Origin of the sequence: Salicola sp. Rm-C-2C1-2 (genome assembly GCF_040196175.1) — a bacterium.
GTDB lineage: Bacteria > Pseudomonadota > Gammaproteobacteria > Pseudomonadales > Oleiphilaceae > Halospina.
On the sequence record NZ_JBEFNF010000007.1, the window covers coordinates 62353 to 82706 of the forward strand.

14 protein-coding genes are annotated in these 20354 nt (G+C 54.5%); 6 read left to right on the forward strand and 8 right to left on the reverse strand.

Going from position 1 to position 20354, the window contains the following annotated elements:
• Positions 1-58 precede the first annotated feature (58 nt).
• Both AAF659_RS12030 and AAF659_RS12035 read left to right on the forward strand, forming a co-directional pair.
• Positions 59-3520 (forward strand): site-specific DNA-methyltransferase, encoded by a 3462-nt coding sequence (locus tag AAF659_RS12030; RefSeq protein ID WP_349752002.1) that lies wholly within the window; start codon positions 59-61, stop codon positions 3518-3520.
• Positions 3511-6618: a DEAD/DEAH box helicase family protein gene (locus AAF659_RS12035; RefSeq protein ID WP_349752003.1), complete on the forward strand. Its 3108-nt coding sequence runs from the start codon at positions 3511-3513 to the stop codon at positions 6616-6618. Before AAF659_RS12030 ends, AAF659_RS12035 begins: the two co-directional genes overlap by 10 nt.
• 152 nt (positions 6619-6770) lie before the next feature.
• Here the strand turns inward: AAF659_RS12035 and AAF659_RS12040 are convergent, their stop codons facing one another.
• The 8 genes from AAF659_RS12040 to AAF659_RS12075 form a co-directional block, all read right to left on the reverse strand.
• A complete protein-coding gene (locus AAF659_RS12040; RefSeq protein WP_349752005.1) occupies positions 6771-8561 on the reverse strand; it encodes a DUF262 domain-containing protein in 1791 nt (596 codons plus the stop codon).
• 140 nt (positions 8562-8701) lie between these two features.
• A complete protein-coding gene (locus AAF659_RS12045) occupies positions 8702-10486 on the reverse strand; it encodes an ATP-dependent nuclease (protein WP_349752006.1) in 1785 nt (594 codons plus the stop codon).
• Between the two features lie 135 nt (positions 10487-10621).
• Complete coding sequence (locus AAF659_RS12050) at positions 10622-11488, reverse strand: hypothetical protein (RefSeq protein ID WP_349752007.1); 867 nt, start codon at positions 11486-11488, stop codon at positions 10622-10624.
• 102 nt (positions 11489-11590) lie between these two features.
• Positions 11591-12115, reverse strand: coding sequence for a hypothetical protein (locus AAF659_RS12055; protein WP_349752008.1), 525 nt, complete (start codon positions 12113-12115; stop codon positions 11591-11593).
• A gap of 341 nt (positions 12116-12456) precedes the next feature.
• Positions 12457-13356 carry a recombination directionality factor gene (locus AAF659_RS12060; protein WP_349752009.1) on the reverse strand — a complete coding sequence of 300 codons (900 nt, stop codon included), beginning with the start codon at positions 13354-13356 and terminating at the stop codon, positions 12457-12459.
• Positions 13357-13426: 70 nt separating this feature from the next.
• A complete protein-coding gene (locus AAF659_RS12065; RefSeq protein ID WP_349752010.1) occupies positions 13427-14425 on the reverse strand; it encodes a YqaJ viral recombinase family nuclease in 999 nt (332 codons plus the stop codon).
• Between the two features lie 83 nt (positions 14426-14508).
• Positions 14509-15468 (reverse strand): DUF932 domain-containing protein, encoded by a 960-nt coding sequence (locus tag AAF659_RS12070; protein WP_349752011.1) that lies wholly within the window; start codon positions 15466-15468, stop codon positions 14509-14511.
• 92 nt (positions 15469-15560) lie between these two features.
• On the reverse strand, positions 15561-15923 hold the full coding sequence (locus AAF659_RS12075) for a hypothetical protein (protein ID WP_349752012.1): 363 nt from the start codon (positions 15921-15923) through the stop codon (positions 15561-15563).
• A gap of 352 nt (positions 15924-16275) precedes the next feature.
• Here AAF659_RS12075 and AAF659_RS12080 point away from each other — a divergent pair, with 352 nt between their 5' ends.
• The 4 genes from AAF659_RS12080 to folM all read left to right on the forward strand — a co-directional run bounded on the left by AAF659_RS12080 (position 16276) and on the right by folM (position 20321).
• The gene (locus AAF659_RS12080; protein ID WP_349752013.1) at positions 16276-17430 is read left to right on the forward strand and encodes an ImmA/IrrE family metallo-endopeptidase; all 1155 of its coding nucleotides are present in this window, start codon (positions 16276-16278) and stop codon (positions 17428-17430) included.
• A complete protein-coding gene (locus tag AAF659_RS12085) occupies positions 17427-17918 on the forward strand; it encodes a DUF4411 family protein (RefSeq protein WP_349752014.1) in 492 nt (163 codons plus the stop codon). The genes AAF659_RS12080 and AAF659_RS12085 overlap by 4 nt, the downstream gene beginning before the upstream one ends.
• Before the next feature lie 214 nt (positions 17919-18132).
• Positions 18133-19119 (forward strand): T6SS phospholipase effector Tle1-like catalytic domain-containing protein, encoded by a 987-nt coding sequence (locus AAF659_RS12090; RefSeq protein ID WP_349752144.1) that lies wholly within the window; start codon positions 18133-18135, stop codon positions 19117-19119.
• Positions 19120-19613: 494 nt separating this feature from the next.
• A complete protein-coding gene (folM, locus tag AAF659_RS12095; RefSeq protein WP_349752015.1) occupies positions 19614-20321 on the forward strand; it encodes a dihydromonapterin reductase in 708 nt (235 codons plus the stop codon).
• The last annotated feature ends 33 nt before the right edge of the window (positions 20322-20354 follow it).

The window sequence follows — 20354 nt, forward strand, 5'->3', positions numbered from 1 at the left end:
CTGTTCCGGCTACACCCCGGCTTCTGGCTCGAATCCAATTTCTAAAAGAGAAACTTGCATGGCAGACCCGCAGACCGAATTCAACCAGCTTCGCGCCTTCCTCAAAGACTTGTTCCAATTTGAGGATCACGAGCTAGACTTCGGGATCTACCGCATCACGCGCCTCAAACGCCAGTTCATCCAAAACTTCATCGATGGTGAGGACGAGCACAGCCTGCGGGCCACAGTAGAGAGAGCCCTCAGCGGGGTGCAGAACAGCAGGGCAAAAACGGCAAGCAACTGGCTGGCAGCCTTCGCCGCGAAATTTGGAGACATGGGCCGCCCTCTTTGGGAAGCGGTAGAGGCAGACCCCGATGATTCTGAGGCAGTAAGCCAGTTCAAGGGGCTGATGGACATGCCAGCTCTTGCCGCAGGAGAGCGTGAAGAAGCTGAGAAACAGCTTCAGGCCTACGTTGAAACTCACCAGCAGTCGCAGGATCAATTGGCCGTTAAGGTCTACAACCACCTGCTTAACTTCTTCGAGCTTTATTACCAGAACGGTGATTTCGGCTACAACACTCGCGCCACCACCGCCTTCCAAGTGCCTTACGAAGCTGACTACGACGGCGCGGACACCCTATTCCACTGGAAGCATAAGGACAGCTACTACATAAAGACTGGTAACGGTTTCCACACCGTACGGTTCGAATTGGGCGGAAAGTGGGTGGAATTCCGTCTCGCTGGCGCAGAAGAGGGAGCCGAAACGGGGGAACGCAACAACAACCGCGACGACAGTATCAAGCACTATCGATTTGTAGACATCACGTCGGTACACGAAACCTGCGCGGACGGCACAGATACCACCGTCTGGCAGGTGCACTTCGTTCTTGCCACCGCATCTACCCCCAAGACCGAACTATACCCCAAGATCTGGGGAGTGCTTTTTGGAGAGGGCACAGAATTGACGCCATACCTCCACAAGCAGCCCGGCAACGGGGAAGAGCAGCCGGGCAAGCCTGCCTTCAAAGACTTAACCACCGACTACGACAAGGCCGAGGGAGGCCAGCTAAAGGGTATTAGCCAACTCCGCCTCGACTTCGGCAAATATACTGAGGAACTGGCCAAACGAGAGGAATTCAAAAGGCGTGGAAGCAACTCTGCTGCCCGCAAAGAAAGCTTGCAGGAGGATACCACCGCGCGCGCCCTGTGGGAGCTGGACAAAAACCTGAACCGGTTCTATGTGGGCAATGATGCCGACTACTTCATTCACAAGGACCTGCGCGGCTTCCTGCGGCGGGAGAAAGAGCGCTTCATCAAGCAGGTGATTTTCGCCGATCTTGGTGGCCTGCTGCACGCCGGCGAAGACAACGCTACCACTCTTATTGGACGCGCCTTCAATCAGGTGAGCGATACCCTCATCGACTTCCTTGCCGCTATCGAGGATTTCCAGAAGGGGTTGTTTGAGATGAAGAAGAAGGTGGTCGACACCCACTACCTTATTTCGGTTAGCAAGATCCCCGAGGAATTCCACGACCGCGTGTGCAACAACGCAGACCAGCTCACCGAATGGCGGCAAGTCTATGGCATTGAAATTACGGATTCCAGACAACTGACCGACCATCCATCCCTAGTGGTGGACACCAGCCTATACACGGATTCAGACCCTGAATTACAGGACGACCTCCTCAGTCACCATACGTTCGAGAACCTGGATGTGCAGACCGACGGGCTCCTTATCGCGTCTGAGAACTGGCAGGCCCTAAATCTTCTTCAAGAAAAATTCCGCGAGCAGATCCAGTGTATCTACATCGACCCGCCTTATAACACTGGCGGCGACGGCTTTCTCTACAAGGACGCCTTCCGACATTCGAGCTGGGCGTCCATGGTGCACGACCGCTTGGAGCAAGCTTATCCGTTCCTTACCGACAACGGTGTGTTGTTCAGCAGCATCGACGACAAGGAGCGAACCTCCCTGGATATGCTGTTGAGGCGAGTTTTCGGTTCGGGCAACCGTGTGGAGGAGCTGATCTGGGCGCAGAACGCTACCAAGAATCAGTCGCCTACTTACTCCACTAATCATGAATACGTAGAAGTCTTCGCCCGCGATTTAGAGCGGGTTAAAGCGGAGCCGAACATGTTTCGCGAGCCTAAACCTGGTTATACCGATATCATGAAGCTGGTGGAGAGGTTGAACACGGAGTATCCGCCCCTCGCGGAGGTCGAACAGGCGCTAGCAGATCTGTTTGAGGACCATAAAAGTAATTTTCGAGCTGAGCTCGAAGAGCAAGGAATCGAATTCAGCCAGGATTTAGATCCTTGGAAAGGTTTGTATAACTATAAAAATGCAGAGTACAGAGATAGAGACGGAAATTATATTCCTGAGGAAGAAGCACGAGATAAAGGGGCAATAATCTGGGTCTGGCGTGAGAGTGACCCTTCCATGCCCGCTGGCAAGCAATCCGAATCAACAAAGGATCCCTCAGATCCAAACTATAGATTTTATCGTCCTGTTCATAAAGAGACAGGGCAAGAATGCAATATGCCGAAAAGGGGGTGGGCTTGGCCTTTTGCGCAGCATGCAGGGAGATTGTCTTTTACCCAGCTTGACAATGATAACCGGATAGCTTGGGGGCCAAATGAAAACAAAATCCCCCAAGTAAAGCGATTTTTGCACGAATCAGAGACTTCAGTTGGTAAATCAGTTGTTAAGGATTATACCGACGGGGAAAGGGAGCTTACGGAATTGATGGGAAAGGTAAACTCTTTTCCCAACCCTAAGCCCACCACCCTCATAGAGCGCTTGGTCACCCAAACTACTGTTTCAGGCGATTGGATAATGGACTTCTTTGCCGGCTCTGGACCTACCGGCGAGGCTGTCTTGCGGAGTAATCAAAACCGCCGTTTCTTGCTCGTTGAGATGGGCAATTATGTCGAAACGGTGCTACAGCCCCGCATCAAACGGGTCATGTACTCGCCCAACTGGAAAGCTGGCTCCCCTACAACGCCCAGCAACAGGGGCTTTCTAATAAAGGTTCAGCACCTGGAACAGTACGAGGACGTACTAGATAACCTTGAAGCTATTTGGGATGACGCCGCCCTACCGGAAAAGATACCGGTACACTACCTTTTCCGCCCGGAATGCAACGCGCTGAGCACTTCTCTGGATCTGCGTCAGCCCTTTTCCCAAACCATCCACGTGGGCAAGGCGCGGCAGGGGCGTGCCATCGACCTCATGGAGACTTGGTGCTATCTGCAGGGCTACTGGATCTACTCGCGCCGAATTTTCCGCAACCTCGATCGTAACTATGTGGCAGTGGAGACCACTCATGGCACTTTGGTGGTTTTTCGCAACATCAACAATGCCGAGGTCGATACGGACAACCTGAACGCCTTACTAGACAACTATCGGAACGAGCACGGGGTCACCCGTATAAGGCGCCTAGAGCTTAATCACGAGGCCGATCTTCGACGCCTTCCAGAAAATATAGAGGCAATGCTTATTAGTGCTGAAGATTTCCTGCGGGGCGCGCAATGGAGCTGAAGCTATACAACCGCCTCAAACACGAGCTTCTAGGTGATCTGGCAGGCCGCAGCGAGGGCCACGATCCTGATTACCAGAAACAGGTGGAGAGCTACGCGGCTCAACCGCACAGCGGTGTTTCCAAAAGGGAAAGCCGCAAGATCCAGCGCTGGCTAGAAACCTACAACCGCCTGCTTCCTGGACCACCAGTCACACTGCGCTATTACCAGATTCTAGCGCTTTACTTTACAGAGCATGTGTTGAAAGAAAAGCGCGGTGGCAAACGGTATAACGACCAGAAAGCCCTCGCGTACTGGATGGCCACGGGCAGCGGTAAGACACTGCTCATGCACTTGAACATCCTCCAGTACATTGACCATATTGGCGGCCCTCAGTCATTTGATGAATTACAAATCATCCTCACCACTCCAGGAGTCAACTTAATCGAGCAACATCAGCGTGAGCTCGGCGAGGTGGTGCGCCATCTCAACCGCATACATAACAACCGTATCAAGCTCATCGCTGACACCACCGGCGCCCTGCTCAACCGCGAAAAGGGCTTCTTCCAGATGCCGGAAAATCCCAGGATTCACCGTCTGGTGCTTGTAGATGAGGGACATATCGGGTTATCAACGGACAGTGAAACCGGCGCATTCAAAGCACTTCGTAGTGAGCTTCTGCACCCAACCCACAGCTTTCTGTTCGAATACTCTGCCACTTACCACGGGATCGCCGAAACGCACGTGCGTGAGTACGAGGAACAGATCGTTTATGACTACAATTACTATCGGTTCTTCCGTGACGGCTACGGCAAGGACTATGCCTTTCAGAGCCTCAACGATGATCGCTTCGCCGACACTGCAGCGAGTACGGCGCCCTTCTTTACAGCCACATTCGGTACCTTAGCGGAGAAGCTGACAGCGTTCGACAACCTGTCGGTTAGCCGCACCCAGAGAGCCGGGGAACTCCCCTTTACCGGCAGTTTCCCCGATCGCCCCTTATTGGCATTCATGGGCGGTACGGTTGAGGACCCGAAGAAGGAGGGTGGCGCACGCGACGAAGTCTCCGACATCCGCAAGCTTTTAGTTTGGCTCGCCAATCTCTCTCCATCAGAACGCTACGCCTTTAAAAAAGTTTGGGGGGAAGCCGAGGGTCGCCTTAGGCTTACACGCTCACCCGGGATCATCGACGAAATCTGGTTGTCCTGGGGCAACGGCGACTTCTGGGGACTTATCAATGTCGGGAATGGTGAAAAATTCTTTAGGGACTGCGAAACCCATCAGGAGTTACGTGACGACCATGGCGCTCCCCTTATGGACCTAGACAAAGCACGTATTGTTAGCCGGCAGTACCGCTTTGCCGCCATTGACGAGCCAACCTCGCCTATAAACCTGCTGGTCGGAAGCCGGAAGTTCGCTGAAGGCTGGAATTGCTTCCGCGTCTCAATCATCGGCTTGATTAACCTAGGCTCCAATAAAGGAAACAAGATTATCCAGATCTTCGGGCGCGGGGTTCGACTAGAAGGACTGAACAAGGACGGGAAGCGGCGCTATCGCGATCATTGCCCTGACTATGATGAATTGGTGCGGCGGGATGAGGCGGAAGACCGCCTACGGCGCCTGGAAACACTGAACGTCTTTAGCCTTAACCAGTCATGGCTCAAGACCTTCCTGGAAGGGCTTGAAAAGGATATCCCTGCCCTAGCCGGGCCTTTCACTGTGGACGTGACGCCTCGCAAAGTGAGTACAGGAGGCAAGCTTAGGCACTACGACGACTACCAACCTTGGCTTCACGCTCCCAAAGTGGGGGGGGCAGATTTTGACGCACTGCTACGCATAACTCTAGACGCCACTGACAATTCCTGGCACTGGGAGTATGTGATAGATGGCCATGTGTATGCAGGACAGTTGCATGCGCCGGAGTTGCGTTTCGACTACCGAATAGCACCAGAGGAGACAGGGCATGATCTTATCCAGCCGTTGGCAAAATGGATCGATAAACAAGCGCCATTCCTTAATGTGGACCATCTGAAAGAACAGCTTCGAGCTTGGAGCCGCCAGCAAAAAGTACAGCTTTACGTGGCTCGTAATAGCTCAGTGACCCCTCTCAGTCTTCGAGACCTCTTATCTGTCGTAGGAGCTGTTCGCTACGACTGGCCGTTGAATGCATGTGATACAGCGGTAGTAGAGCGGTTATTGGCAGAACTTCAACGCGATACCATGGAAAAGGTATTCCACAAGGTGCGCTATGACATCGACAAGCGCCATTACCGTTATGAACCTGTAACGCAAAGTCTTCCCGGGCAGCCCGGTGATTTTATCGACCGTTACCGAATCACCTGCGAATTCGATACAGAATCCGATCGCCAAGCCTTCGAAAGCGACAGCCAAGCTTGGAATCAGCTTCGGATGAACCTCCAAGAAAGCCCGGGGCATTATCATATCTACGAGCCTCTTTTCGGTGACGCCGAAGGAAACCGGCCTCACAAACATACTAACCCCAACATCAAGAAGATCCGCCGGGTAAGCATTTCCCCTGACCGTTTGAATGACGGAGAGCGAAAATTCTTAGAGGACCTCAATGAGTTCGTCGAGAACAACTACGCCCACGACCGACGTCAGTTCTATCTAATGCGTAATGTGGATAGCCTTAAATCCATTGGTATTTATCTGGACGGCGAAACAAGAGTATTTCACCCCGATTTCGTTCTTTGGATCGTGGATGACAAAACTAACCAAACCACGCTGGCGTTTTTCGACCCGAAAGGGGAAAGCGGGATTATGAACCGAGGAGATCTTGGTCTCTCCGGGGGTGGAGCCATGAATGACAAGGTACGCTTGTCCAACAGCGGCCAACTCGCGGATTTGGCTCACCAATTAACGCAGCAAACAGGCCGTCACTGGAGCATTCACTCCTATATTCTGCTGCGGGACTCATCTGAGCTTGGTCGGTTCAAAGGAAGTGCCCCTACAGAGCCCGAGCTGACGAGGGCGGAGGAAATGATTAACCGCGGAGTTCTTCGATTGGATTGGCATAAACGTGACGAACAAGGCAATCCAGGAAAGCTCCTGCGTAATGATAAAAGCTATCTAAACCGGATTTTCGAGAACCTGCTTTAAGGTAAGCTCCAAAGTGGACGTACCGACCGCCGGTTTTGGGAGAAACACTGGAATCCAGGATGGTCGTTCCTGGGGCCCTTGTGGGTATAAGCGTCCCTACCTTTGTCACCGGGGGTGCCTCCTTGAGCAGTCGATGCACGGCGCATCCATTACTACGGATCGACATAGTCTCCTATTGGTAGTTCCCAGACGTCTCTAGCGAGCAGGGTGAGCTTGTCTTGACGATCGAGCACAGCAGCCTCATTCCATTCGACAAATGGATCCAGCTCTGAAACGGCGATATCGATTTTAGTATTCGCGCCGACCTTAGGGCGCTCGACAAGAGCCTTGGTCAGGAGGAGTTGAGATTGGCGATATATATCTCGTTTCTGTGAATACGGGCGATTTCCAAGAGATGCATTAATCGACTTCTCTACAAGGACGAGATTTCCAAGCCGTTCAGCGATGTATACGTCTTCAAACGCCCCAAATTCATCCTCTGCTTTCTGGCTTGGTTGCTGGGGATAGATATGTTCAATCTCAAATCCGCCCCCGGTATAGCGAGTAAGCCACTTAGTACCCTCAGTTACACCGTAAGCTCTCATATCAATGTGTTGCGTCAACTTAGCCAAAATATATCGAAGCCGGTATTGCTGCACCGCGCCCATGTGGAGCCGGCGGATCGAATCTTCGAAACGATCCGAAAGCTCAGACTTGGCTGGCACAAACCGCCGAGCGATGAAGTGATTCAAATCACTCTCGTCGGATATTTTGCGGACTTCAATCGCCCACTGGGCGAAGTTTCTCTCAAACTCACGTGTTGGCTCGCGCGTGATGACGAAAACAAAAAATAGATTTTCAACCTCCCGCGCAAGCTGGTCGAAATGCTCTGTTTGCAGGTGACGTCCCGCGAGCAGCAAAATTAAATGCTGGCGAGCTGCCTTCCCTCCCAAAACCTGTAGATTTTCGAGGTGGCGGTTCTTTTCGCCATACTGATCACGACCATTTAAGAAATTCTTATACGCTTCTGCTGACCGGAGAAGCTCCTTCGCGAACCCCAGCGGGTCATTGGCATAGCCGCATGCACTCTCATTCCTAGAAAACCAGCCGTAGATTTCATCTTCGCGCAGAGCTTCAACGTCGTATCGACTAAAAATAAAATAGCGGAGAAACCGAAGCGGCTTCTCGCCCATTTCGAAGATAGTATCTTGAAGCTCTTTCCATTGGCTTTTTAGATTTTCAAACTCATCGCGACTGGCCTTCATAAACAGGAGGTTTTTTAACAAATCCATCGAGTCGAGACCAACGCCGCGATCATTTATCGTCTCGAATATCTTAAGCGCCTTGGCGACGTCTTTGGTTTGTATGCGGATCAACTTTACTTTGTTGCTCAAGTAGCCGTAGAACGCACGCAGAGCTCCAGTGTCGACCCCAAACTCCGCCTTCAAGAAGGCGAGTGTCACCTGGTAGGCATTGAGGATATTTGCAATCGAGCGAGTCCTCGTAGCATCCGCTTGCTCGGTGCAACCTTCAGCAATCTTCACAAGGATGTCACCACTGTCCTCATATTGAAGGTCGAGTCGATAGCGGAAATGATCACAACCGCTAGCGTCAGTGGATGTCGCTGCGATCTGGTAACCAAGCGCCCCAGGGGGAGCCTCTCCAATTTCCCGCATGCGGTCACGAATCGCACACAAAGTTATGAATAGCGACGTCATCCGTTGTTGCCCATCGATCAGCTCCAAGACCCCGTCACCGCCTGGGCAAACAACAATACTGCCAATAAAGTATTCGGGCGCACTCGTTGGCTCGTTTCCTGCGAGCTCAGAGTTAATGTCACTTAGCAGCTGTTCAACCTGATCGGTCTCCCATACGTACTCACGCTGGTAATCCGGGACGGTGTAGAAAGCCTGGAAAACATCGGCCAACTTTATGTCTTGGCTCTGAATTGATTGTTCATTCATATTGACAGACTCGGCTCCTAAAAAACGGGTCAACTCCACCCCTTTTCCATCATAAGCACTGGATTACGCAGAGCCCTCACTTCAACGCACAGAGTGGCATCCCAAGTTGACGGGGCACAAAAGCTGTTGGCGCTTAAGCATTAAAGCGCCCTGACCCAGTCAAAGCAGGCCTTGAAGGCAGGCATCTGGTTTTCAATATCAGTGGCACTCATCTCGTTCAACCATTGTTCCTGTTCGATGATGGCCTCCTCACCCTTGGCATCAATGCCGGTGATCTGCTCGATGCAGCCTTGCGGCCAGGCCCAGACACCTTGCTCTTTCAAGTGGGCGTGGCTGCCCTCGGCAATCGCGCGACCTTCGCCGTCTGCAGCGAAGCAGGCCCACGCATCGGCAGCTAGCCACCCATTTTGTTTGTCACTCTGCGGAAAACCGTTGCCGTTTAGAACGAAGCCATGTTCAGGCTGTAGACGCGCCAGCACACGCTGGGCGTCAGCCATGTCTGGTGCCTCCCGCCTCAACAGGCCGCCCTTACGGGCATGGGTATAAACAAAGTCGAGATCGGCCACGGCGCAGGCGCGAATACCCATGGCTGTAAGAACCGGTAACGCCTTGGGGATGTCCGCACAGGAACCAAGCGATACAAAGGCAATGTGATCAAGCTCCGGAGGTTGCCCATAGAGTTGTTCATAAGCAAGTGGTAGTAAACGACGATCGGTCTTTCCCTCGCAGATAACCACTCGCTCCGCAAAGTAAATCTCGGCCAGATTACTCAACTCGAACAACGTCCGTGACTGGCTCTCGGCGCCCTCAATTGCTTCTTCCACGGTCTGACGCAGAGGCTTGTGGGTCTCAACGCCTTCTTCAGCCGTTTTACCCACCACAACCGTATCCGCCGCATTGTCCCGACTGAGCATTAAGGGAGAATGGGTAGAGAACACCACTTGAAACCCCGCGTCAGACAGACTGGCCAACGCGTGCCGGAGCCGCCGAACACCTTGCGGATGCAAGTACAACTCCGGCTCGTCAATCAAAAGTAGCCGGCGCGCGGGATTATCGGCCTCGCTGGTGCGCATCTTCGCCAGGTAGCGAATCAAGGCCATCTGAATGCCTCTTTGGGCGCCGGAACCCATCTCATCAAACCGCCGCCGATCGCCAGTGCTTCTCTCGGTAACGTGCAAGTCTCCGGCTTTGAAGAACTCTTTGACGTCCACCACCTGCAAATCCAGATCTAGCGCGAGACCCGGGAAGAAATGAGTCAACGCATCCGTGGCGTCGGTATCAAATTGCTGCAAATAGTCGGACCGATTATCACCATCAGCACTCAGTACGTGATGAATGGTCTCCAGCGCGGATGTAAGCTCAGCATGAGCCTCCAGCAACGGCCCCATAATTTCGTCGAGTAGGCCTTTGATCGTAGTCCCTGCCTTCGCCTTCCCTAAATCTTCCCCGACATCGTGCATGGCTTGCACTACCAACGGCTCGGGCAAAAGTGCTGAAACAGCCTCTGGAAGGCCGGTGGGATAATTACGCCAATGTTCCGGTCGGCCGTCATGTGCGCACTGGTCTACATCCCAGACCTCCTTACGGATTGCCTTAGCGCTTGTGCCGGTTGCTGTAACTCGGATCCACAGCCTGCCCTCCCTGCAATAAGGCGCGATTGCTCTGCGATGATTCGCATCGGGGATTTGATTTAGTACCTCGTCACTTACACCGTCAATACAGGCCGCTACCTCAACGGGTCTGTCTTGATCAGCAAAGTCAGTAGTCGACAATGCCTTTGGTTTTAATACCCATTCAACCGCTTGAAGAATGGTGGATTTTCCGGTGTTATTTTGGCCCACTAGAGGGGTATACCCCTCCAACGGCAACGATACCTCGCGACAAGCGCGAAAATTCTTTATGACGAGATGGCTTAGGCGGTGCATTCGTTCCTCGTGTTTTGGTACTCGGCTGTAGGGGAGGCTTTCTCGACCCACCACAATCACAGAGCAAGTGACTCTCTGTGTCAGTCGTGGCAGCACTGCTTACCATCGGCTACATCCAAATGGTGGTTAGAAGCGTTATCTAGCTCGAACCAGAAGAAGGATCAAGGAAAGTAGCCGGTGAAATAGGTAGTCCACCTGCTCCTCTCTTCGTATCTCGACCTGTGAGACCTCACTGTGCCTGATGTGGAAGGTGTTGCCGATATTCGTTAGCGCGTTTGCCTCAACCTCAAGAACCCGCCGGAAGTTAGGTTCGTCAGCCGCCTTGTCGAGTAGCGCTGTTACGGATTCCTTCTTGCCAGCCCCTGGTTCGAGAGTCTTCAATCGTTCCCAGGCATCCCAGAGTTTCTCGAGCGCCTCCCGACGCATCGCTGGATCTGGATCAAGAAATTTGGTCCGCGCGGTTTCCAATAGCGCATTAAGCGTGAGGTCTCCTGTGTCGAAAGCCGATTGGCGAATCTCGTCGTCGAGAATGGGCGACACCAATCGCACAACAGTTCCATCTGATTCCAAAGCAAAACCCACACCATTACGACTCAGAATACGGTTTACTCGATCCCTGAAGTCCTCTTGGCCTTTTGACCGATCGAAGCTCAGATGCGAATGGCCAAAGTATCTGTGATAACTGTCCTCGACGGGTTCTGCCACGTGACTGTGGCAGAACTCGAGCAGATCAAGTGTGCTGAGAGTTTGAGGAACCATGTCAGCTTGGAGAGGCCAGTCGACGCCAGGTATTTCAGCACGCAGCGCAAGACCTAAGGCGTGAGTGTCGGCCCCCGTCGGGCCACGCCCGTCTGGGCATTGCTCAGGAAAGTCGACCCCGAACCCGCCATTGGAAATATAGCTCCCGATGAGCGCAATCAGTCCACCCCACTCAGGGGCCTCGATTTGAACCTTCGTCCGAGCCCTAGGACCACCCTCACGATCACTAAAATAGTCCGTCATTGATTCACCGCAAATCTATCCCAAGCCCTCATGTGTTGACTTATGCAGGGCAAAGTAGCGGGCCGCCAAAGACGTCCAACGGCAGCATACTGCTGGGAATTGTTATTCATTTTGCAGACGCTCCTCGTCTACTGCTGATCGCCATAAAACCAGGTTTGACAGCAACGCACTTAGCCTAAGTTCGCGTGTGCCCTGCAGTTTCGCGAGCACATTACTCAACGGATAGTACTCTGTGCCGGTCACCTCAATTACGACTTCTTGGGTCTTCAGCGCCAGCGCGTTTTGTGTTGGTTGCCCCACCCATTCCGCCGAGTGTTTCCACCAATTGGCAGCGGCATTCACTACCGCAATGAAAGTAAACCTGTCCGAGTGGCGTGGTCCAATATCAAAAGCACGACGTTTGCTTATGCCGGTAAGGGTAAGGGTATCGGTCAAATATTGCTGGATAGCAGAAAATCCAACTCCGATGAAATACTCTCCACGATCAGTCAGGCCAGCTGACTCAGGGTCAACTGAGACAGAGATCAAATTCGTAACCTCAACCACTTTGTCATCAAGGGTAGCGAGGAGCTCTGACAATAGTTGCAACTCAGTGTCAGCGTACTCATGACCAGATTTCAAATACATGAAAAACTACCCCATTTATGCGTAAAGCAAATATTCCGAGGCACGCTTTAGCGCGTCCGGCGGAGGGCTGTAGGCGCCAGCATACTACGCCTCCAAATTGAGGACCATCTACCTCAAATACTGCCCTGCACGCTTGCGCTTTGAAGAATTGCCCCCAAGTGGCTGCCCCCTCTTCTAAGACCCGGCAAACCAGAAAGGAGAAATCCAGATACCACTATTCACTCAAGGCCTTAATCGGGGCTTGAGGGCAACACCCAAGACAAAAAATAAAGCCTCTTCCAATGGAAGAGGCTGAGTTCCTAAAGGCCTCCTCATACCCTCTGTGGGCACCTTCTGGGGCCTTACGAATCTGCCAAGCGTTCCCGGATAGCTTGAACACCCGAGCTTTGATATTCCTGAGATACGCTGGACGGCGCATGCTGATCCGTTCCGGCAGAATGTTCAGGGTAAAACTCCTCCAGAACGGCAGCCGTCTCGTCCTCAGCGTGCTCAAACTCAGCATTCTCAAACCCTCGCCTGCCGGCCTCATCCAGTGCAGCCTGGTCGTAACCAGCTTGCTGCATCGTCTGCTCGCCTTCCTTGGCTTCCTGGATCGCCCCCTGCACGGATTGGCCTTCCCGCACCGTCAGATCCACATAGTAGATCGGCGTCCGGTGGCTCTGGGTCGTGCTTTTCCCCCTCAGGCGAAGCTCCAGCGGCATGAACGCCAGCCGGTTGCCGGAGACAGCCTGGTAGTAGCGCAGCCGCGCCGCCAGGGTCCGGATGCTGTTGTAGCCGGTGGTCCGGAAGATGAAGGTGCCCAGTTCATCGTCATCCCCAATGCGCACGTTCAGCCGCCCGTACGGCTTGCACAGCCCTCCCTTGCCAAACTCGCAGAGTGTCGGCCCGGGGCACGGCAGTGACTGCACACCGGATTCTGTGAGACGGCGACAGCTCTCTCCATCACCCACACAGACCGGCCGGCCATTGGTGCGGTCGAACATGGTGTATTCCGCCCGCAGGTTCAGGTCGGCGTCGTTGAACAGCATCCGCACCGGGATCGTCCGGAGCTTATTGTTGGGGGCGGCCTCCCTCAGCTCTTCATCTTTGGGATGCAGTATCCACTCGCCCTGTTCCTGGATTTGGGTCGTGATTGTGAACTGGTTGTCTTTCTGGGGCAGGCGTTGGCCGTTTTTCTCAACGATCCGGCCAATGCTGATCCGGCCCAGTACCGGTGGTGTGATGGCAAGCCCTTTAATCATGGCGGCTACCTCCTGGTGGTGATTAGGGTGAGGCGGCCTGAAGCCGCCTCGGTGGTGTGGATGAATGGCATCAGTCGTTGATCAGGAATCGCCGACTGCCCGGCTTGGTCACCGGGTACTGATCCAGCAGTTGGGGCTGGTCTCTCAGCAGCCGCTTGGTGTCGAGGGCCACGCTGTCGTTGCTCTTTCGCCAGGACACGGTGCCCTGGGGGAAAATCGCCTTGGTGGCCTCGCCCATGCGTTGCTGGAGGGTGTGCTTGAGCTGGGCCTCCGCCTGCTTCAGTGCCTCCATCTGGCGGCGGGCGGACTGCAGCTGGTCGAAGGTCTTGCAGGCCTCCCGGTCATCCCGCAGGTCCAGCTCCTGACCGTTGTCATTGGGATAGAGGTGGCGCAGGGCCCGGTCAGCCGAGTCGGAATAATCCGCCGGCAGCGGGGTATCCGTCTCAACGTAGCTCCAGAACTGGCGCTCCAGGCGGATCAGTTCGGCAATGAGCTCCTCATCACGCTGGATGCGATAGATCTTGAGCTCCTGACCGCACAGCAGCACGCACACATCCGCCGCCTTCTTGCCGGTGACCGCCAGCTGGTGCTGGACCTGGCACTGGACGTAGTCCGGTACGCCATTGCGCCACTTGCGGGATCCGAACTCCCCGGCCGTTTTGCACTCCAGGACCTGGACTTCGTCGTCACCGACCACGGCGTAATCCAAGTTGGCCAGCATCCAGGCCTTATTGGCATCCGGATGCTGAAGCACTGAATTCACGCGCCGGACCTTACGGCCGGAGCGCTTGCTGTAGTGCTCGGCCACGATCGGTTCCAGGACATTGCCCCAGTACACCGGGGAGCCCTGGTCATCCGGATCGGGCTTTGGAAGCGTCGCGTCCCTTCCCGTTTTGACCATCCACAGCTCCAGCGGGGACTGGTAGGGGCTGAGCCCCACGGCGGCGGCCGCGTCACTACCGCCGATGCCGTTTCTCCGGATGGCGAGCCACTCATCCCGGCTCATGGACTTGGTAGAGACCAGCCGCAGGGCGGCCTTGTGGGATTGTTCGGGTTGCTGCATTTCCATGGTGATTTCCTCCAGACGAAAAAAGCCCGCCGGAGCGCTTGGCTCCGACGGGCTTCTATGTCGTTAGTAGTGGTTGAGTGGGCTCAGGCGAACAGTGCGAGGGCCTTCTCGAAGGCGCGCTCCTTGATGGCGGCGCCATTGCCAAACCAGGCTGAATCCAGCCGGTGATCCACGCTCTTGGCCCGGCGCTCGTGGTCGATGAACTCCGTTACCGCGTTGACCAGGCCGTAGGCCGTACCATTGGAAGAGGCCAGCTGTGAGCCGGTGCCGTTGCCCTCGAACATGGACAGAGCCTGCTTCATGGCCCGTTCGTTGGTCTTGCCTGCAGGCTGGCCCGGGATGTCGGTGAACAGCTCCCGGTAGAAGTCCTGAGCCTCGCGGTCCTTCACCTTGCGATCGCTCAGGGTCTTGAGCCGGTACATGAACTCGTCCCAGGCCGTGACCGAGATGCCCAGTTGCTTCTTAACCGCTTCGGCGTCGAACTGAGTGCTGTGCTTGACCTTCACGGCACCGCCCGCCCCTTTCACTGCCACCGCCAGGGTGTTGTTGCACACTACCCGCACGCTGGTGAACTGAGCCGTTGTGGCCATGCTGCCGTCACAGGCCGTGGCCAGAAGGACATAGGCATCCGTCTGGTCACCGCCTTTCAGCGTTGTGGACTGACCGGTGCGGGCCAGGGCCCAGAGCTTGCGCCCGCCCTTGAGCGAGCCGGCGGTTTCCAGTTCAAAGCCAGAGATCTCGGTCAGATCCCGGTAGAACTCCAGGACCTCTTCGGGCTGGACCACATTGAAGCGATCCCCCACTACCGACAGGGGTGCCTGGTTGTCCGAGCGGTAGAGCACCTTGCTGCCCGGCACACTCGCCAGCTCCTCGTTCCCTTCCCCGTCTACCACAGGGAACTGCACGGGGCTTTCCTCAATGGACCAGTTCAAACCTGCCTGGCGCGCCCAGACGTCCAGCGGCTGACCGCTGTCAAGTTGGTTGCCCAGCCCATGCCAGGGCGTGCGGCAGACGTAGGCCATTGCTTCAACTAAGTGACTCATTGAATTGTCCTCCCAGAAATAGAAAAGGCCGTGCTGGGCTCCAGCACGGCCTCTATGTCGTTTTGCTTGTGCGAACTTGGTGGGGCGGTCAGTTACCCGGGGTCTGCGGATGCCTCGCTTTCTTCGGATGGGGCATTACGGAAGCAATAGCGGCAGTCCAGGCACCGGTAGTTATCCAGCACCTGCTCATCGAGCACGCTACCCAGGGCCACGCCAGCGGACGCCCCGGTGGTACCACCCACCAGCCCTCCGATGATGGCCCCGGAAAGGCTGCCGACCGTGGCGCCAACGGGCCCAGCGAAAAAGCCCAAGGAGGCGCCATAAGCGGCACCGGAAGAGGCGGCACTGATGCCGCCAACAGTACCGGCCCCCGCGCCGACCACTCCGGCGCCCTTCTTCCCATAGTTGTTGCTGCCAATCCGGGTGGACTGACAGCGCGGACATTCAAGCGACATGATCATCTCCTCTGTGCGATCGATGGTGGACGGACTCCTGGTCCGTCCTCACAGAGGTTATATGTGTCTGAGAGATACTCGACTCTAAAGCTACCTATTAGGTTTCTAATTTTATAGTTAGAAACACTTCCCAGGAGAGTGAGGGTGAATCTGCACTTCCTTTAGCCCCTCACGCATACCGCCTCAAGGGTATAATCCGGTTCATCACACCGGTATCGGGAATAAATTGACCGTCCACCCCGCATGTGCAATCTTCATAAGAGGATGCACCGGGGTCGTTCACTTGGAAAACAGTGGATGAACCGGCAAACTTCGCCAGCAATTTTCAGTACCCCGCTTTCAGGTAAGCCCCATGGCCAAAGCAATGATCAATCCACAGATGATCCGCTGGGCACGCGAACGCGCCGGTCTCAGCTTGGGTGAGCTTGCAGCCAAACTGAATCAGCCTGAAGAGAAGCTGGAACGCTGGGAGGACGGGCAAGAGCAGCCTACGTTCAAGCAGGCCCAGACCATCGCCCACAAGACCTATCAGCCGTTCGGGTACTTGTTCCTTCAACAGCCTCCCAAGGAAGATGACCTATTACCAGATCTGCGCACCATAGGTGATGAACCCGTCCCGGAGTTCAGTATCAACCTCAGGGACACCGTGCACGGGACACTGGCCCGCCAGGACTGGTACCGGGATTACCTCATGGAGCAGGGAACGGAACAACTCGACTTCGTAGGGACGGTCTCTCTGGAAAGTCATACTCCTGAACAAACAGCCGGAACGATTAAAGACCGCCTCGGTCTCACGGTCCGCCGCGCTAATGGCGATTTTGATGATTACCTCCGTACCCTGATTCAGCACATCGAAGACGCTGGGGTGCTGGTGATGCGCAACAGCATGGTGGGAAACAATACTCACCGCCTGCTGGACATCAGTGAATTTCGGGGTTTTGCGGTGACGGATGACTACGCACCGGTTATCTTCATAAACACACAGGATGCCCCCCAGGCCAGACTGTTTACGCTCCTCCATGAGTTGGCGCATATCTGGCTGGGCCAGTCTGGCGTTTCTGATGCGAGCCCTCAGAACAGCAGGGCCGTTGAGCGATTCTGCAATAAGGTGGCCGCAGAGTTCCTGGCGCCGGCCGATGAGTTTTCCCAATTCTGGAACAGTGATCCGGACAGAGACTGGCGCGACCAGGTACCTGAGCTGGCTAAGCACTTCCATGTCAGTCACTGGGTTATTGCCCGACGCGCTCTCGAATTGGGTCTGATCAACGATCATGCGTACTGGCCCTATGTACGAGAGATCCAGCGGGCCTTTCAGAACAACAAAAAGAACCAGGATGGCGCACCTCCCCCAGGCTTACTCCAGAAGCACCGGGTTAGTCCCCGCTTCGCTAAGGCGCTTACAAGCGAGACACTGAGTGGTCGCGTTCTCTACCGAGACGCATGGCGGCTCACCGGTGTTAAGCCCGCACGTTTACGGCAATTCGCTGAAAAGGAACTGCAGCGTTGACCTACCTTCTCGATACAAACGCCTACCTGGAAGCCAAACAGCGTTATTACCGCTTCAATATCTGCCCGGGGTTCTGGCACTGGCTCACGAGCGAGTCCCACCCGGAGGAACTTTTGAGCGTTAAGCCCGTGCTCGAGGAACTCAAATACTACGAAGATGACCTTTCCGGGTGGGCCAAAAACAACGCTCGATTCTTCGCTTCAGTGGATGACGAAAACACCCAGGCCTATTTCGCGGGCATTGCTGAGTTCGTTGCAGGCCACGAGATTTTCCAGGAGCGCCACAAAGCCTCATTCCTGGATGCTGCTGATCCGTGGCTTATCGCCAAAGCAATGACTCTGGGTGCCACCCTGGTGACCCATGAAAAGCTGGAAGCCAGCAACAGCACCAAGGTGAAGATTCCAAACATCTGCCAGGAATTCAGCGTGCCCTATTGCGATACGTTCGACCTACTGGAGCGCAGTGACGTTGTGTTTGTGCTTGGGTAGAGACACTGCTGTCCAAGAATCAGTAGGGCGAGTCATCCTCCTGCGCTGCCATTCAATGAGCATCAACAGCCCGAGTACATTAAGGTAGCACCACGGCATTTTTCGCCAATTCCTCTCCCTAACATTTTCCATGACTCATCCTCCACCGATCTGATAGGTTGGTTATAGATTCGGACCACTCAATGAGGAGGTCACTATTTCCAAAAGCATCGTCATCTGCTGCGACGGCACCAATAACGAGATCGAGGAAGACAACACCAATATCGTCCGGCTTTTTCGCTGCATACCTCACGGATACCTCGATGACAACTTAGAACAACGCACCTACTACGATCCGGGCGTCGGGACATTCAGCGCCTGGCGGTTAAGCCCGACCGGCTGGCTAGGAAAAGTTCTGGGAAGCGCCTTCGGCTGGGGTGTCCAGAAAAACATCAACGATGCCTACCGCTATCTCATGAACACCTATGAAGAGGGTGACTACGTTTACCTGTTCGGCTTCAGCCGCGGTGCTTTCACCGTCCGAGCACTTTCCGGAATGCTCGAAAAATGCGGCCTCCCGACGACAGGAAGCGAAAACCTTATTCCATATGCGGCCAGGCTATATAACGAGACCAACAACGAAGAGACCGCCGCCTTTTTTAAGAAACACTTCGCCCTCTCATGTACCCCTCACATGATTGGCGTATTCGATACCGTATCGAGCCTAGGTCTTCTGTACAGCCGCCTGCGCTTCTTTAACCAAAAACTGACTTCAGGCGTCAGATATGGCTACCATGCCATCTCAATAGACGAGAAACGCCCACAGTTTCCAGTAAGCTTATGGGATGAGGAACAAGCTGAGGCGGATCAGACAATTGAGCAGGTCTGGTTTGCCGGCGTCCACTCTGATGTTGGAGGTGGATACGCGCGCAAAGGGCTTTCTGATATTGCACTGGAATGGATGCTCGACAAAGCCGAGCATGCTGGCCTAGTACTCAACCGATCGGACTTTCAGTTCCACTCCAACCCACACGAAGACTTGCACACTTCTCTAACCTTGAAGTGGCAGCTGCTAGCGCGGCTCGCAGGACACTCGTGGGATGGCGGTAATCCAAGGAGCATCCCGTCCGGTGCCTGTATCCATGACAGTGTAAGAAAACGGATGGAGGCGATTTCAGATTATCACCCAGCGTTGCCGGACAACTACCAGTACGTCAAATAGCAAGGGCGCTACCACAAAAGCGGTAACAGGTCAGACTCGCTGTGGTCGACTGGCCAGAATTACTGTCACCTAAAAGCGAAAGAGTAAAAAATTTTGGGGGTATAATTAGGGGTACAAGGCTTTATAAGCACGATAATAACCCATTTATTTTCAAGAGCTTGAATTAATTTTTAGGTGGAAGCCAGGCCCACCACCCCTCCCATGCAGCCACCACAGAGCACTGCTGCTGCTTCAATAATACCCTGAAATCAGACAATCACGACCGATACGCCGCAGTGTCGTGTTGCAGGGTATACAACGAGAACGCTCCGAGTGATTTACCCCTTTTACGCCACCAGATCAGCCTCCACAGTACGAGTCAGCTCTGGATCGGAAGGCGAAGCTGGACCGGAGAAGCTGGCGGTCAGCCTCGCTTACGCATGACGCAGGTGAGCTTTCAAGCCGTCATCGTCGTAGCTGTAAATGTTTATTACAGACTGTCTGATGAGGATGCAATGAGTTCACCCATTCTGATTACCGGGGCCGGTCAGCGCATCGGGCTGGCATTCGCGCGACACTGCCTGAGTAATGGCACACCCGTCATCGCTACATACCGCAAGCATCGACCAGCGATCGATACCCTGCGAGAGGCTGGGGCCAGTTGTATCTGTGCCGATTTTGCCACCAACGAAGGCGTTGATGCGTTCATCAGCGCATTAAAGGATGAGACATCATCATTGAGGGCGATTATCCATAATGCCTCAGATTGGTTGCCCGAGCACCCGGACTCCGATCCCGCAGAGGTAATGGCGGCGATGATGCAGATTCACGCCATGGCTCCCTATCGAATCAATCTGGCATGCCAATCATTGCTGGAACACAGTGGTGGTACCGCTGACATTGTGCACATGACCGATTATGTTGTAGAAAAAGGCAGTGCCAAACACATCGCCTATGCCGCCAGTAAAGCGGCGCTGGACAACCTGACCCTTTCCTTTGCCCGTCTGTTGGCCCCGGGGGTCAAGGTAAACAGCGTCGCCCCTTCGTTGATCGTGTTCAACGAACACGACAGTGACGCTTATCGCGAGAAGACGCTCAATAAATCGCTTCTGGGCATTGAACCCGGCGCGGAAACGGCGGTGCAAACCCTGCAGTTTCTTCTGGACAACCCTTACCTCACGGGCCGGAGCATCAGCCTGGACGGAGGGCGACACCTGGTTTGAAAACCCTGATTAGCATTCCTCGGGCCAGATCAC

Coding starts and splice junctions, on each gene's coding strand:
- AAF659_RS12035 (WP_349752003.1), top strand. CDS start 3,511: ATGGAGCTGAAGCTATACAACCGCCTCAAACACGAGCTTCTAGGTGAT.
- AAF659_RS12070 (WP_349752011.1), bottom strand. CDS start 15,468: ATGAGTCACTTAGTTGAAGCAATGGCCTACGTCTGCCGCACGCCCTGG.
- AAF659_RS12075 (WP_349752012.1), bottom strand. CDS start 15,923: ATGTCGCTTGAATGTCCGCGCTGTCAGTCCACCCGGATTGGCAGCAAC.
- folM (WP_349752015.1), top strand. CDS start 19,614: ATGAGTTCACCCATTCTGATTACCGGGGCCGGTCAGCGCATCGGGCTG.
- AAF659_RS12080 (WP_349752013.1), top strand. CDS start 16,276: ATGGCCAAAGCAATGATCAATCCACAGATGATCCGCTGGGCACGCGAA.
- AAF659_RS12030 (WP_349752002.1), top strand. CDS start 59: ATGGCAGACCCGCAGACCGAATTCAACCAGCTTCGCGCCTTCCTCAAA.
- AAF659_RS12055 (WP_349752008.1), bottom strand. CDS start 12,115: ATGTATTTGAAATCTGGTCATGAGTACGCTGACACTGAGTTGCAACTA.
- AAF659_RS12060 (WP_349752009.1), bottom strand. CDS start 13,356: ATGATTAAAGGGCTTGCCATCACACCACCGGTACTGGGCCGGATCAGC.
- AAF659_RS12045 (WP_349752006.1), bottom strand. CDS start 10,486: ATGCACCGCCTAAGCCATCTCGTCATAAAGAATTTTCGCGCTTGTCGC.
- AAF659_RS12065 (WP_349752010.1), bottom strand. CDS start 14,425: ATGGAAATGCAGCAACCCGAACAATCCCACAAGGCCGCCCTGCGGCTG.
- AAF659_RS12040 (WP_349752005.1), bottom strand. CDS start 8,561: ATGAATGAACAATCAATTCAGAGCCAAGACATAAAGTTGGCCGATGTT.
- AAF659_RS12050 (WP_349752007.1), bottom strand. CDS start 11,488: ATGACGGACTATTTTAGTGATCGTGAGGGTGGTCCTAGGGCTCGGACG.